10 protein-coding genes are annotated in these 14,707 nt (G+C 74.7%); 1 reads left to right on the top strand and 9 read right to left on the bottom strand.

Features of this window, described 5'->3' with window-relative positions; translation table 11 throughout:
- Positions 1–391: 391 nt before the first annotated feature.
- The gene (locus tag IO29_RS30375) at positions 392–601 is read right to left on the bottom strand and encodes a hypothetical protein (RefSeq protein WP_030383271.1); all 210 of its coding nucleotides are present in this window, start codon (positions 599–601) and stop codon (positions 392–394) included.
- A gap of 633 nt (positions 602–1,234) precedes the next feature.
- Between IO29_RS30375 and IO29_RS30370 the strand changes: the two genes are divergently transcribed.
- Positions 1,235–2,719: a serine/threonine protein kinase gene (locus IO29_RS30370; RefSeq protein WP_078618576.1), complete on the top strand. Its 1,485-nt coding sequence runs from the start codon at positions 1,235–1,237 to the stop codon at positions 2,717–2,719.
- 20 nt (positions 2,720–2,739) lie between these two features.
- Here IO29_RS30370 and IO29_RS30365 read toward each other — a convergent pair whose 3' ends face one another.
- The 8 genes from IO29_RS30365 to IO29_RS30330 form a co-directional block, all read right to left on the bottom strand.
- A complete protein-coding gene (locus IO29_RS30365) occupies positions 2,740–3,558 on the bottom strand; it encodes a TrmH family RNA methyltransferase (protein WP_030383269.1) in 819 nt (272 codons plus the stop codon).
- Positions 3,559–3,562: 4 nt separating this feature from the next.
- Positions 3,563–4,795 (bottom strand): uroporphyrinogen-III C-methyltransferase, encoded by a 1,233-nt coding sequence (cobA, locus tag IO29_RS30360; protein ID WP_030383268.1) that lies wholly within the window; start codon positions 4,793–4,795, stop codon positions 3,563–3,565.
- 258 nt (positions 4,796–5,053) lie between these two features.
- Positions 5,054–8,977, bottom strand: a complete 3,924-nt coding sequence (gene cobT / locus IO29_RS30355; RefSeq protein WP_030383267.1) for a nicotinate-nucleotide--dimethylbenzimidazole phosphoribosyltransferase — start codon at positions 8,975–8,977, stop codon at positions 5,054–5,056.
- Between the two features lie 393 nt (positions 8,978–9,370).
- A complete protein-coding gene (gene cbiE / locus IO29_RS30350; protein WP_030383266.1) occupies positions 9,371–10,588 on the bottom strand; it encodes a precorrin-6y C5,15-methyltransferase (decarboxylating) subunit CbiE in 1,218 nt (405 codons plus the stop codon).
- Positions 10,589–10,756: 168 nt separating this feature from the next.
- Positions 10,757–11,395 (bottom strand): GNAT family N-acetyltransferase, encoded by a 639-nt coding sequence (locus IO29_RS30345; RefSeq protein ID WP_030383265.1) that lies wholly within the window; start codon positions 11,393–11,395, stop codon positions 10,757–10,759.
- Between the two features lie 168 nt (positions 11,396–11,563).
- Positions 11,564–12,403, bottom strand: coding sequence for a MetQ/NlpA family ABC transporter substrate-binding protein (locus IO29_RS30340; RefSeq protein WP_030383264.1), 840 nt, complete (start codon positions 12,401–12,403; stop codon positions 11,564–11,566).
- A gap of 95 nt (positions 12,404–12,498) precedes the next feature.
- Complete coding sequence (locus IO29_RS30335) at positions 12,499–13,242, bottom strand: methionine ABC transporter permease (protein ID WP_030383263.1); 744 nt, start codon at positions 13,240–13,242, stop codon at positions 12,499–12,501.
- On the bottom strand, positions 13,239–14,327 hold the full coding sequence (locus IO29_RS30330; RefSeq protein ID WP_030383262.1) for a methionine ABC transporter ATP-binding protein: 1,089 nt from the start codon (positions 14,325–14,327) through the stop codon (positions 13,239–13,241). Before IO29_RS30330 ends, IO29_RS30335 begins: the two co-directional genes overlap by 4 nt.
- Positions 14,328–14,707: the final 380 nt, after the last annotated feature.

Genomic DNA, 14,707 nt, shown 5'->3' with positions numbered 1-14,707 from the left:
GCGCAGGCGCAGGGGGTGCGGGGCGCGTGTGGCTGGGGGTGCGCTGCCGCGCGGGCGGCGGTGAGGAGGGCGGGGAGGACGGTCATGGAGGCCTCGGGGTGGGGCGGTGTGCGGGTGCGGGTGCGGGTGCGGGTGCGGGTGCGAGCGTACGGCGTTGGCCTGGGCCGGGGGTTTCCTGGACTGCCCGTAGCTGGGGGCGGCGGAGTGCGGCTCGGCTGGGCGCAGCCGGGGCGGTGACCGCGGCTGGGTCCGCTGGAGGTGGAAAAGGCAACGCCCGCGCAGCTCCCCAGCTGCGCGGGCGTTTTTTGCCGTCCGCCGCACCCCCGTCCCCACGGGGTTTCTCTGGCCGGATGTCCCCGCCCGGACCGCTCTTCCGGGCCTGGGGCGCCGCTCAGCGCCCCAGCATCACGCCCACGGACGACGCTTGTGTGGCCACCGTCTCCCAGCCGTCGAAGACGAGCAGGAGCAGGACCGCCAGGGGAAGGGCCATCGCCGTCGCCACCAGTGGGTGGCGGCGGCCCGTACGGCCGGTGCGGAACGGGGTGCCGTACACCCTGCGTCCTCGCGTGCGGAGCACTGTCCGCGGTGCCGTGTGGGCCATGGTCCCTCTCCTGACCGAATGGGTTTGGCAGCGGCGGGTGTCTGACCTCGGGGGACGAGTGCTGCACCCGCCGCTTGACGACAAATCTAGGCGGGCGGCGCGTCCTGGACGTCATGCCCTCGTACCGATTGCCGGGCCTCCCGGAGTATGAGCGGCACACCGGGGTGTACTCCCCTGGGTGGAGACGGGGGTACGGCTCTCAGGGTGTTCCCGGAGGGGGTGTCCGTTCTGTCCGGGTCGGGGCGTGCCGGGGGTCGTCCGGTCCGTCGTGAGGGGGACGCCGGGGTGCCGACGGGTGACATCCCTCACTCCGGGGCGGTTCGCGGGGGCTCGCCGTCCGCCTCCGGCCGCTTCCGGCGGTGTTCCGGCGGACCGTTCCGCCCGGTCCGCGCCGCACTCCACGGCCTCGCCCGGGCTGCTCGCACGAGGGTCCGCCGCGTGCTCAAGGGACCGCGTCCCGCCGGGCGTTGGGATCATGGACGGTGCCCGGGCCCGCCGTCCGCATCCGTGCTGACCGTCCTTCAAGTGTCGTACCCGGTACTGACAATCGACAGGAACGAGAGGGCGCGGCCTCTGCGCGCACCCGGCCCCCGATACGTAAGCTGTGCTCGTCAAACGGAGCGGGCAGCGGGGATGGACATGGCGATGATGCGCCTGAGGCGTGAGGACCCGCGTGTCGTCGGCTCGTTCAGGCTGCACCGGCGGCTCGGCGCGGGCGGCATGGGTGTGGTCTACCTGGGTTCCGACCGGCGCGGCCAGCGGGTCGCGCTGAAGGTGATCCGGCCCGACCTCGCGGAGGACCAGGAGTTCCGGTCGCGCTTCGCACGCGAGGTCTCGGCGGCGCGGCGGATCCGGGGCGGCTGTACGGCACGGCTGGTGGCGGCGGACCTGGAGGCGGACCGGCCGTGGTTCGCCACGCAGTACGTGCCGGGCCCCTCGCTGCACGACAAGGTGGCCGACGAGGGTGCGCTGCCGGCCGCCGACGTGGCCGCCGTGGGTGCCGCGCTGTCCGAGGGGCTGGTGGCGGTGCACGAGGCCGGGGTCGTCCACCGCGATCTGAAGCCCTCGAACATCCTGCTGTCCCCCAAGGGGCCCCGGATCATCGACTTCGGCATCGCGTGGGCCACCGGCGCCTCGACGCTCACGCATGTCGGCACGGCGGTCGGCTCGCCCGGTTTCCTCGCGCCCGAACAGGTGCGCGGCGCCGCGGTCACGCCGGCCACGGACGTGTTCTCGCTCGGCGCCACGCTGGCCTACGCGGCGACCGGCGACTCGCCCTTCGGGCACGGCAGTTCCGAGGTGATGCTGTACCGCGTGGTGCACGAGGAGGCGCACTTGCGCGGGGTGCCGGACGCGCTGGCCCCGCTGGTGCGGGCCTGTCTCGCCAAGGACCCGGAGGAGCGGCCGAGCACGCTGCAACTGTCGCTGCGGCTGAAGGAGATCGCCGCCCGGGAGGCCCAGGGCCTGACCGACGCCCGGCCGCCGGCCCAGCGCGGCTCCCCCGACCTGCCGGACCGTCCCTCGGGGCGGCTCGCTGAGCTGTACGCGGAGCAGCGCACCCAGCGGCGCCCGCAGGACGACTCGCCCGCCACTCCCCCGCCCCGTTCCGGCGGTGCCTCCCGGGCCTCCGGTGACCCGCGGCCCACCGGAGGCTCCCGGCCGGGTGGCGACGTACGGCCGGGCGGTGGCGCCCGGCCCACCGGAGGCGCGCGGCCGAACGGTGGTTCCCGGTCGAACAGCGGTTCCCGCCCGGGTTCGCGGCAGCAGCCGCCCGCGCAGCGGAGCGGCACCCGTTCCGGTGCCGGTTCCGGCGCGGGCCGCCGTCCAGCGTCCCGCAAGCCGCGTACGAACGGCACCGGGCGGCGGCCCGCCAATCCCCGGTTGCTGCGGCAGCGGATCTTCGTGTTCGTCGTGGTGACGCTGCTCGTCGCGCTCGGCATCGCCGCGGCGCAGGGCTGCCAGGGCCCGGCCAACGGTCTGCGCGACGACGACCGGGGGCGTACGGACGTACGACAGACGCGGACACAGCCCCACCAGCGGCCGGACCACCCCTCGCACCAACAGTCGTACGACACCGGAACCGGCCGCGGCGACGGGGCCGGGGGCCGGGGGGCCTGAAGTACGGCGGTCGGCCGGGCTCAGTCCTGCGGGCGGCCCGCCGTCACGGCGTAGAAGGCGACCGCGGCGGCGGCGCCGACGTTGAGGGAGTCGACGCCGTGGGACATGGGGATGCGGACCCGTTCGTCGGCGGCGGCCAGTGCGCGCCGGGACAGTCCGTCGCCCTCCGCACCGAGCATCAGTGCGACCCGCTCCCGCCGGTGCGGGGCGGCCTCGTCGAGGCTCGTGGCGCCGGCGTCGGGGGTGAGCGCGAGCAGGTCGAACCCGGCCTCGCGCACCGCCGCCAGGCTGCCCGGCCACTGGTCGAGGCGGGCGTAGGGCACCGAGAAGACGGCGCCCATGGAGACCTTGACGCTGCGGCGGTAGAGCGGGTCGGCGCAGTCCGGGGAGAGGAGGACGGCGTCCATGCCGAGGGCGGCGGCCGAGCGGAAGATGGCGCCGATGTTGGTGTGGTCGTTGACCGCCTCCATCACCGCGACCCGGCGTGCGGTGCCCAGGAGTTCGCCCGCGGTGGGCAGGGGCTTGCGCCGCATGGAGGCGAGGGCGCCGCGGTGCACGTGGTAGCCGGTGACGCGTTCGGCGAGCTCGGGGCTGACCACGTAGACCGGGACCGTGAGCGTGTCGAGGACGTCGCGCATCGGCTCGACCCACTTGGCGGACAGCAGCATCGACCGCATCGCGTAACCGGCCTCGCCGGCCCGTCTGATGACCTTCTCGCCCTCGGCGATGAACAGGCCCTCGGCGGGTTCGCGCCGGCGGCGCAGTTCCACGTCGGTCAGGTCCGTGTAGTCGTGCAGGCGGGGGTCGTCGGGGTCCTCGACGGTGAGGAGCTCTGCCACGGGTCTACTCGCCCTTCTCCGGGCCCACGTGCACGACGGGGCCGATCACGATCACCGCGGGCGGCTTGACGTCCTCGGTCCGTACCGTCTCGGCGACGGTGGCCAGCGTGGCGTCGACCCGGCGCTGGGCGGCCGTCGTGCCCTCCTGGATCAGGGCCACCGGGGTGTCGGGGGCCTTGCCGTGGGCGACCAGGGTGTCGGCGATCCGGCCGATCTTGTCGACGCCCATGAGGATCACGAGGGTGCCGGTGAGCCGGGCGAGGGCCGGCCAGTCGACCAGGGAGCGGGCGTCGTCGGGGGCGACATGGCCGCTGACGACGGTGAACTCGTGGGCGACGCCGCGGTGGGTGACGGGGACGCCGGCCGCGCCCGGCACCGAGATGGAGCTGGAGATGCCGGGGACGACGGTGCAGGCGATGCCCGCCTCGGCGAGAGCCCGCACCTCCTCCATGCCCCGGCCGAAGACGTAGGGGTCGCCGCCCTTGAGCCGGACGACCGACTTGCCCTGCTTGGCGTGCTCGATCAGCGCGTTGTTGATGGCCTCCTGGGCCATGAAACGGCCGTAGGGGATCTTCGCCGCGTCGATCACCTCGACGTGCGGCGGGAGTTCGGCGAGCAGGTCGCGGGGGCCGAGGCGGTCGGCGATGACGACGTCGGCCTCGGCGAGCAGGCGGCGGCCGCGCACGGTGATCAGGTCGGGGTCGCCGGGGCCGCCGCCGACCAGGGCGACGCCGGGGGTGCGGGTGCGGTGGTGCGGGGCGACGAGGGTGCCGTCGCGCAGCCCCTCGACGACCGCGTCGCGGACGGCGGCGGTGTGCCGGGGGTCGCGGCCGCGGGCGCTGGTGGTGAGTACGGCGACGGTGACGCCCTCGCTGTGTCCGGTGGCCGGGGTCCAGGCGGTGGCGGCGTCCGCGTCGTCGGAGCGCACGCACCACACGCGGTGGCGTTCGGCCTCGGCGGAGGCGGCGGTGTTGGCCGCGTGGTCGCCGGTGGCGATCAGCGCGTACCAGGCGTCGGCGAGGTCGCCGTCCGCGTAGGGGCGGCGGATCCAGGTGATCTCGCCGGCGCCGGCCATCGCCTCGACGGAGGGGGTGGCGGAGGGCGAGATCAGCTGGACGTCGGCGCCGGCCGCGATCAGTGCGGGCAGGCGGCGCTGGGCGACCTGACCGCCGCCGAGGACGACGACACGGCGGCCGGCGAGACGCAGGCCCACGGGGTAGGCGGGGTGTTCGGCCATGGCGGTGCGGCTCCTCGTACGGCGGGGAGGGGAATGCCGGGCGCACACAGACGGGCGCCGGGCGCACGCTGCGACGTCGAAGCGGGCTGACGTGCGATTTTATGCGGCGAACGGCGGGGCGGGTGGACCGGGGCGGGATGCGGTGCGTCTCGCCGCCCCGGTCGACCCGCCGGAACCGCCCGGACGGGCCGACTCGGCCGGGCCCGACGGGCCGGACCAGGCCGGGTCTCCTCCGGAGGTCCCGGAGCGCGCCGGTGGCTACTTCTCCGTGACGCCTGCCGAGTCGAACGTTGCCACCTCGTGCATCGCCCGGGCCGCGCTCTGCACCAGCGGGAGGGCCAGCAGGGCGCCGGTGCCCTCGCCGAGGCGGAGGTCGAGGTCGACGAGCGGGCGCAGGCCCAGCTTGTTGAGGGCGGCGACGTGGCCCGGCTCGGCGCTGCGGTGGCCCGCGATGCACGCGGCGAGGACCTCGGGGGCGATCGCGCGGGCCACCAGGGCGGCGGCACCGGCGCTGACGCCGTCCAGGATCACCGGCGTCCGCAGCGAGGCGCCGCCGAGCAGCAGCCCGACCATGGCCGCGTGCTCCAGGCCGCCGAACGCGGCGAGGACGCCGATCGGGTCGGCCGGGTCCGGCTGGTGCAGCTCGATGGCCCGCCGGACGACCTCGGTCTTGCGGGCCAGCGTCTCGTCGTTGATCCCCGTGCCGCGGCCGGTGACCTCGGCCGGGTCCGCGCCGGTGAAGACGGAGATCAGGGCCGCCGACGCCGTGGTGTTGGCGATGCCCATCTCACCGGTGAGCAGCGCCTTGTTGCCGGCCGCCACCAGGTCGCGGGCGGTCTCGATGCCGATCTCGATGGCCTGCTTGACCTCCTCGCGGGTGAGCGCGGGACCGGCCGTCATGTCGGCGGTGCCGGGGCGCACCTTGCGGGGCAGCAGCCCCGGGGTGGCCGGGAGGTCGGAGGCGACGCCCACGTCGATCACGCACACCTCGGCGCCGACCTGCGTGGCGAAGGCGTTGCAGACCGCTCCCCCACCGAGGAAGTTGGCCACCATCTGGCCGGTGACCTCCTGCGGCCAGTGGGTGACGCCCTGGGCGTGCACGCCGTGGTCGCCCGCGAAGATCGCCACCGCGGCGGGCTCCGGGATCGGCGGCGGGCACTTGCGGGACAGCCCGGAGAGCTGCGCGGAGATGATCTCCAGCATGCCGAGCGCGCCCGACGGCTTCGTCATCCGCTTCTGCCGCTCCCACGCCTCGCCGAGCGCCTTGGCGTCCAGCGGGCGGATCCCGGCCATCGTCTCGGCGAGCAGGTCGTGCGGCTCCTCGCCGGGCAGGGCGCGGCGGCCGTACGTCTCCTCGTGCACCACCCAGGAGAGCGGGCGGCGCTTGGACCAGCCGGCCTGGAGCAGCTCGGGCTCGGGCGGGAACTCGTCGACGTAGCCGACGCACAGGTACGCCACGACCTCCAGGTGGTCGGGCAGACCGAGGGCGCGGACCATCTCGCGCTCGTCGAAGAAGCTGACCCAGCCGACGCCGAGGCCCTCGGCGCGGGCGGCGAGCCAGAGGTTCTCTACGGCGAGCGCGGAGGAGTACGGGGCCATCTGCGGCTGGGTGTGCCGGCCCAGGGTGTGCCGGCCGCCGCGCGTGGGGTCGGCGGTGACGACGATGTTGACCGGGGTCTCGAGGATGGCCTCGATCTTCAGTTCTTTGAACTGCTTGGCCCGGCCCTTGGGCAGCGACTTGGCGTACGCGTCGCGCTGGCGCTCGGCCAGTTCGTGCATCGCGCGCCGGGTGTCGGCGGAGCGGATGACGACGAAGTCCCACGGCTGGGAGTGGCCCACGGAGGGGGCGGTGTGGGCCGCCTCCAGGACGCGGAGCAGCACCTCGTGCGGGATGGGGTCGGGGCGGAAGCCGTTGCGGATGTCGCGGCGCTCACGCATCACGCGCAGTACGGCCTCGCGCTCGGCCTCGTCGTAGCCGGGGGCGGCGGGGCCGACGGGTTCCGCGGGCTCCGGCACGGGCTGCTCCTGCGGGTCCTGCGGGTGCGGTACGGCGGCGGCGTCCGGGTGCGCGGGGGGCTGGGCGTCGGCCGCGTCGCCCTCGCGGGGCGCCGGGACGGTCACGGGCGCCGCCGGGGAGCCGGCCGCCCGGGGGTCCTGCGGAGCTTCCGGGACGGGCGCCTGCGGGACGTCCGGTACGGGTACGGCGCCGGTGGCCGGGGGTTCGGGCGTGGCGTCCGCGGCCGGAGCCGAGGGTTCCTGTGCGGGGACCGGGTCGAGGTGCGGGGTGACGGGTGCGAGGCCGTCCGCCGGGACGAACTGGCCGAGGGGCTGAACGGCAACGTGGCCGACCGCCGGGCTCAGCGGCTCGGCCGCGTGGACAAACTGGCCGTCGGCCGCCTCGTCGGTGTGCGGGGTGAGCGGCTGGTCGTCACCGGGGGCGCCGACGGGGGCCGCCGGGTCCGGGACGGCCGCCTCGGCGGGCGGCTCCACGGGGGCGACGGGCGCCGACTGGCCGGCCGCGGCGAGCGGGGTGGTCTGCGCGGCCGGGTCGGGCGCGGCCGCGGCGTCGACCGCCTCCGGAGGAACGGCGCCCGGTGTGGCGTCGGCGGGCACGGGCTCGGCCGCCGGGGCCGGGTCCGCCGCCTCGGGCCGCGCGGCGTCGGTCGTCGTGGCCTCGGAGGGGACGGCCTCCGTGACGGCCGGGCTCACGTCCTCCACGACCGTCTCGGCGGACTGCTCGCCCATGGCTTCGGCACTCTCGGGGGTGCCGGCCACTTCGCCGGGCCCGGCGAAGTGCGCGGCCGGGTCCACCGGCGCGGGGACGGCGACGGGGGCCTGCGGGGCCTCGGGCGGGGCGGCCGGGGCCTGTGCCTCCGGGGCGGCGACGGCTGCGGGCACGCCCGGCTGCGCCTCCTGCGGTCGGCCGGCGACGTCCGCGACCGGCCCCGGGGCCACCGGAGCGGCCTCGGCCCCGTGTCCGTCCGGTACGACGGTCACCGGCGGCTCGGCGGCCTCGGCACCCGGCACCGGCTGACCCGCCTCGGGTGCGCCCGGCGCCGCGACGGCCTCCTCGTGCTGCTCGGCCGGTACGACGGGAACCGCGCCCTGCGGCGGAACGGCGCCGTCGGCCACCGGGAGCGTGGTGCCGTCCGGAGGCGTCGCCCCCTGCGCCACCGGAACACCGGGAACCGGCGTGCCGGCGTCGGCGACCTGCGGCACTGCCGGGGCCTCCTGGACCGGAACCTCGGCGACCGGAACCTCGGCCGGAACCGAGGGCTCCGGCGTCTCAGGGGCGGGAACGGCCACGGGACCCTGCGGCTCCTCGGCCGGACCACCCGGCACGGCAGCCGCCCCCTCGGGCGCCCCGACGGGAACCTCCGGCCCCTCTCCGACGGGCCCCCCGACCGGCTGACCGACCGGGTCTCCGACCGGCTGACCGACCGGGTCTCCGATCGGCTGACCGACCGGCTGTCCGGCCGCGGCCACCGCCTCCGCCGCCTGCGGCGGGCCGTCGCCGACGCCCGGCTGCGGGAACCCGTCGTTCACCGCGTACCCGGCCTCCGCCTCCGCGTTCTCCGGGACGGCCGCGTATCCGGCACCCGGCTCCGCCACGGCGGTGCCGAGTCCGGTCGCCGTGTCCTGAGGGGCGGCCGCTTCCGCGGGCACCGCGCCCGGGCCGGCCTGCGGGGCGGCGCCCCACGGGGCCGCGCCCTGCGGGGCGGCCTCCTGCTGCGGGGTGGTGTCGAGGTACTCGGGGCCGATCGTGGCCGGGCCCGTGGGCCGCATGGGCGCGTCGGCGGGGCCGCGGTCGGCGAGCGAGCGGACCGGGCTCGCGGAGGGGACGGGGGTCGGCGGGCCGAGGTGCAGCGGGCGGCGGGCCGGCGCGGGGTGCGCGGCGGGCGCCGACGGCGTGCGCACGGCGCTCAGGTCGACGGCGCCGCTGTCCCGGCCGCCCGCCTCGTGCGCCCCCGGTTCGTGGTAGGCCGGGGTCGGGGCGGGCGGGGCCATCTCGTTGCCCCACGCGCCCTGCTGGCCGGGCATCAGCAGCTGGTCCTCGTCCTCAACGGCGGTGTCGGAGGGTTCGAGGTAGGTGTACGCGGCCGGCGCGGTGACGCCCGGCTGCTGCACCATGCCTGCGTTCTCCGGCAGTCCCTCGCCCGGGACCTGGCCGGTGTCGGTCATGCGTACCCCTCGCCCATCGGTTCGTGCTCCTCAACCCACTGGCCCGGAACGGCGCACCGACCGCCCCGTGTGAAGAACGAGCGTGCGCGCCCAGCGGCACGAACGACTCGCCATCAAGTCGACAAAGCCATGGACTGGCATTGTCTCGGTCGTCCTGCCATTGCGACAGCGTGATCCGCGCGGGTCCGCTGTGGACTGCGCCACGTTGCGCGTCCTCCGGTCCTGCCGTACCACACACTCCTCAAAAGAGGTGTGCTTTCCGGACATTGGCTGATGAAGGGCCTGATCACCCGGATGCGGTACAACGGTCGGCCAGCCTACCGCGCCGGTACGACAACCGGATCACGGGGCGCGTTCGACCGGCCGCACCCCCGCGTGCGGTCCCGTGGCCGCTCAGCGGGTGTTTTCGCGCCGGACGAGCTCCCCGGAGAGGAAGAAGGCGACGCTCCGTTCCTTCTCCGTCCAGGCCCGGGTGTCGAGTTCGACGGACTGCAACAGCGCGCACTCCACGTCGTACCCGTGTTCGGTGAGATCGCGGCCGACGCGCTCGGCGGCGTCCCGGGTGGCGGCGTGGGTGACGATGCGCTGCGGGCGGCGGTCGGCGACGGCCGAGACGACCGCCGCTCCCCCGCCGCCGACCCGTACGACGTCGGGTTCGGGGAGGTTCTCCAGGATGTGCGGGGCGGTGCCGAGCACGATCTGCGGCTGGACGCCGAGGCGCCGGGCGGCGGCCTCGGTGCGGGCGCAGGCGCCGGGGTCCTCGTCGACGGCGAGGACGGCGGCGCCGGAGCGGGCGGCCTCGACGGCGAAGGCGCCGCCGCCGCAGCCGATGTCCCAGACGAGGTCGCCGACGCGCGGGCCGAGCCGGGCGAGTTGGGCGGCCCGCAGCGGTTCGGTCTCGCCCTCGCCGAGGGTGCCCTCGTAGGCCTCCGCGGGCAGGGTCCAGCCGCGCGGTCCGGCGGCGGGGGCGCGGCCGGCGAGCCAGCCGCCGTCCTCGGCGGCGGCGACGGGTCCGCCGAGGACGATGACGACGTTGGGGTCGCGCCAGGTGTGGTCGGCGGCCTTGTCGGAGGTGACGACGGTGACCTGTTCGCGGGCGGTGCCCAGTTCCTCGCAGATGACGAAGGTGCGGTGCACGCCCTCCAGGAGCAGGCCGAGTTCGGCGGGTCCGGCGCCGGGCGAGGTGAGGACCGCCACCTTGGTGTGGGCGCGGCACACGTTGACCGCGCGGCGCAGGGTGCGCCGGTGGGCGACGACGACCTGGGCGTCGTCCCAGGGCATCCCGGCGCGGGCGAAGGCGGCGGCCACGGCGGAGACGGCGGGGACGACCTCGACCTCGAGGCCGAACTCGGGGGCGCGCAGGGTGCGTACGACGCCGAAGAAGCCGGGGTCGCCGTCGGCGAGGACGACGGCGGTGCCGCGGTGTCCGGCGATGCGGCGGGCGGCGAGCGCGATGCTGCCGAGGCGGATGCGTTCGGCTCCGGCGGGCACTTCGGGGAGCGCGAGGTGGTGGGCGGCACCGGCCACGAGCGTGGCGGCGCCGAGGGCGGAGCGCGCCGCGTCGGTCAGCGGCGAGCCGTCCCAGCCGATCACCGTGACCCGGTCGGCCATCGTCGTGATTCTCCAGGGTGTTTACGCAGGTGGGGGGGCGGACCCGCGGACGGGACGCCGTCGGGGCCGCGCGGGACCATGTGAGACTACCGCTTGCGCGCGACGCGTTCGCCCGGCGTGGCGGCCGGTGTCCTCTCCCGCCGAGGACCCAGGTCCCCGCCGCGGGACTCAGTTCCAGTCGGAGAACGAGGTGAACCCGGTGCTGTCGGCGAGTTCGCCGGCGCCGCCCTCCAGGTCCTCCGGCAGCAGGCTCCACACGATGAAGTCGGTGCGCACGTCGGTCCAGGTGCCGTCCTCCGCGCGCGCGTGGGCTATGCAGGCGTTGCGCAGCACGCCCTCGCTGATGCAGCCGATCTTCTGCGCGACCTGCTGCGAGGCGGTGTTGTCGGCGGCGGTGCGCAGCTCGATGCGTTCGAACTTCTGCTCGCGGAAGAGCCAGCGGGCGGTGGCGAGCGCGGCCTCGGAGGCGTAGCCCTCGCCGCGCGCCCAGGGCGCGACGATGTACGACAGCTCCGTGGACCGCACGTGCCAGTTGGTGCGGCTGAGCTGGATGATGCCGACCAGGCGTTGGGTGAGGAACTCGGTGACCGCCAGGTCGAGGCCGCGGCCCGCGGCGCGTTCGGCGGGCGCGTACTCGTCGATCCAGGTCCGGGCGCCGGCCTCGGTGAAGGGCTGGGGCACATCGGTCCAGGCGGCGATCTGCTCGTCGTTCATCATCTCGGACAGGGCGGTGACGTCGTCCTCGTCGAGGGCGCGCAGGACCAACCGCTCCGTGCTGATGGAGATGTTGGGGAAGGTGCTCGTCATGCGCCACTCCGTAACCTGTGGACCGTCAAACCTGATCAGCCGTCATCCGACCTGCTGAACTGCCCAGCATGCAGCATGAACCCACCACGCCGCACCACGGGGTCCGCTCCGGGCGGTGAGGGAGCGGATCCCGTGCGTGGCGGCGGGTGGCGGAACGGGCGGCGGGGATCAGAAGGCGGGGACGACGGCGCCGTCGTACTTGTCCTCGATGTACTTCTTCACCTCGGGCGAGGTGAGCAGCGTGGCGAGCTTCTTCACCCGCGGGTCGTCCTCGTCGCCCTTCTTCACGGCGAGGAAGTTGGCGTACGGGTTGTCCTTCGCGGACTCGGCGGCCAGGGCGTCCTTGGCCGGGCTGAGGTCGGCCTCCAGGGCGTAGTTGCCGTTGATCACGGCGGCGTCGACGTCACCGAGGGAGCGCGGCAGCTGCGCGGCCTCCAGCTCCTTGAACTTCAGGCCCTTGGGGTTGGACGTGACGTCCTTGGGGGTGGCGTCGTAGCCCGCGTCCGACTTCAGCTTCAGCACCCCGTTGGCCTCGAGGAGCTTGAGCGCGCGGGCCTCGTTGGTGGTGTCGTTGGGCAGGGCGACGGTGGCGCCCTTCGTCAGGTCGTCGAGCTTCTTGAGGCTCTTGGAGTAGACGCCGAGCGGCTCCAGGTGCACGGTGCCGCCGGGGACCGGGACGATGTCGGTGCCGTTCTTCTTGTTGAAGTCGTCCAGGTACGGCTTGTGCTGGAAGTAGTTGGCGTCGACCTCGCCCTGCTGGACGGCCGTGTTCGGGGTGACGTAGTCGGTGAACTCCTTCACCTCCAGCTTCAGGCCGGCCTTCTTGGCCAGGTGGTCCTTGACGTAGGTGAGGATCTCGCCCTGGGGGGTGGGGGTCGCGGCGACCGTGAGGGTGGCGTCGGCGTCGGCCTTGCCCGCGTCGTCGGAGTCCGAGCCGCAGGCGCTGAGCCCGAGGGTGAGGGCGGTGACGGCCAGTGCGGCGGTGGTGATCTTTGCGGTGTTACGCACGAAAAGTGCCTTTCCTTGCGGCAATGGTGAAGCGTCCCCGTGTCGGGTGGACGGGGAGGTCTGTGGGTGGGGGCGCGGGGACTGTCGGGCGGGTGTCAGCCCTTGTCGGCCGCGTCCGCGGTGGCCGGGACCGGGCGGGGGCCGCCCAGCGGCCGGAAGAGGAGCAGCCGTCCGGACCGGGCGCCCCGGCGGTGCAGCGAGCGCGCGGCGAAGTCTCCGGCGAACTGGAGCACGGAGATCACGACGGCCAGGATGGCGACGGTGATCCACATGATGCCGGTCTCGAAGCGCTGGTAGCCGTAGCGGATGGCGATGTCGCCGAGCCCGCCCGCGCCGACCGTGCCCGCCATGGCCGAGTAGCCGATGAGGGCGATGACCGTGGTGGTGGCGCCGGAGATGAGCGACGGGAGCGCCTCGGGCACGAGAACGCTGCGGACGGTCTTCCAGGTGCTGCCGCCCATCGACTGCACGGCCTCGACGAGTCCGCCGTCCACCTCGCGGACCGACATCTCCACCAGGCGCGCGTAGAACGGGATGGCGCCGATGGCGAGCGGCACGATCGCGGCCTCGCGGCCGATGGTGGTGCCGGTGACCCACCGGGTGAAGGTCATCAGCGCGACCATGAGGATGATGAACGGCATCGAGCGGGCGACGTTCACGACCTGGCCGATGACCTTGTTGGCGACGACGTTGCGCAGCAGTCCGCCGCGGTCGGTGAGGACCAGCAGCACGCCGAGCGGCAGTCCGACGACGACCGCGATCACCGTGGACCAGCCGACCATGTAGAGCGTGTCCCAACAGGCCTGGGACAGCAGCGGCTGCATCTCCGACCAGGTCACTTGGCACCTTCCTTCACCAGCGGGGTGGTCCGGCCGGCCGTGGGGCCGAGGTCGGTGACGCCGACGACGTCGACACCCAGGCCCTGTTCGCGCAGGAAGCCGACCGGGACGACGTTGTCCTCGTAGCGGCCGGGCAGTTCGATGCGCATCCGGCCGACCTGGCGGTCGGCGACGGTGTCCATCGCGGCGCCCAGGATCGATATGTCGATGTTGTAGGTGCGCGCGAGCTGTGAGATGACGGGCTGGGTGGCGGCGTCGCCGTGGAAGGTGACGTCGATGACGGTCCGGTCCTCGCCGGTGGCCCGGCCGCCGACCGGGAAGAGGGCCTCGGCCAGCCGGGAGCCGGGGGTGGCGAGCAGTTCGCTCACCGTGCCGGACTCGACGATCCGGCCCTTCTCCATGAGGGCGGCGGAGTCGCAGACCGACTTCACGACGTCCATCTCGTGCGTGATGAGCAGGACGGTGAGGCCGAGTTGCTGGTTGAGGTCGCGCAGCAGTTGGAGGATGGAGCGGGTGGTCTCCGGGTCCAGGGCGCTGGTCGCCTCGTCGGAGAGCAGCACCTTGGGGTCGCCGGCCAGGGCGCGGGCGATGCCGACGCGTTGCTTCTGGCCGCCGGAGAGCTGGGCGGGGTACGCCTTCGCCTTGTCGGTCAGGCCGACGAGGTCGAGCAGCTCCAGGGCCTTGCGGGAACGTTCCTTCCCCGAGACGCCGAGGATCTCCAGGGGGAGTTCGACGTTGGCCTGGACGGTGCGCGAGGACAGCAGGTTGAAGTGCTGGAAGACCATGCCGATACGGCTGCGGGCGCGGCGCAGTTCGCGGCCGGCGCGGGCGCCGCGGCCGGCGAGTGCGGTGAGGTCCCGGCCGTCGACGGTGACCGTGCCGGCGGTGGGGCGCTCCAGCAGGTTGACGCAGCGGATGAGGGAGGACTTGCCGGCGCCGGACTGGCCGATGACGCCGTAGACCTCGCCCTCGCGGACGTGGAGGTCCACGTCGTCGAGGGCGACGATGCCGTGGGGGGCCGCCTGGGCGCGGCCCCGGGTTCCGTGTGGGTGGTAGATCTTCGTGAGGCCCGATGTGGTGATCACGTGGGTTTCCGTCGCTGTCGGGGGCGTGGGGCGGGCGTGGGTGTGCCCGGGCACGCGGGGGGGTGGCGCTTGTGTGCGGGTGCACACCTGTGCGGCGCTTGGTGCGCGCGTGCGTGTGGGGGCGCCGGTGGTGCGGGGGGCGCCGGGCACGGCGTACGGGCTGCCGGGGGTGCTCGCTTCGGGGCGCGAGCGGGGGTGGTGGTGCGGGGGCCCTCTAGAAGGCGCGCATTCGGTCGGCGCGGGAGGGACAGCACATACAACGAGCACCGGGCGTGGTCGTCGCCTCGGTCGCAGGGGTGCGGTCGCTCGTGGTGCTCATGGGGGCAAGTAAAGCAGACGTATGAGTGTGGGCGGGCGGGGGTGTCCGGATGGTGGACGGG

Origin of the sequence: Streptomyces sp. NRRL F-6676 (genome assembly GCF_000725625.1) — a bacterium.
In the GTDB taxonomy this organism is placed as follows: domain Bacteria; phylum Actinomycetota; class Actinomycetes; order Streptomycetales; family Streptomycetaceae; genus Streptomyces.
The sequence above is the reverse complement of the archived record's forward strand: the minus strand, read 5'-3'. Positions and strand labels throughout refer to the sequence as shown.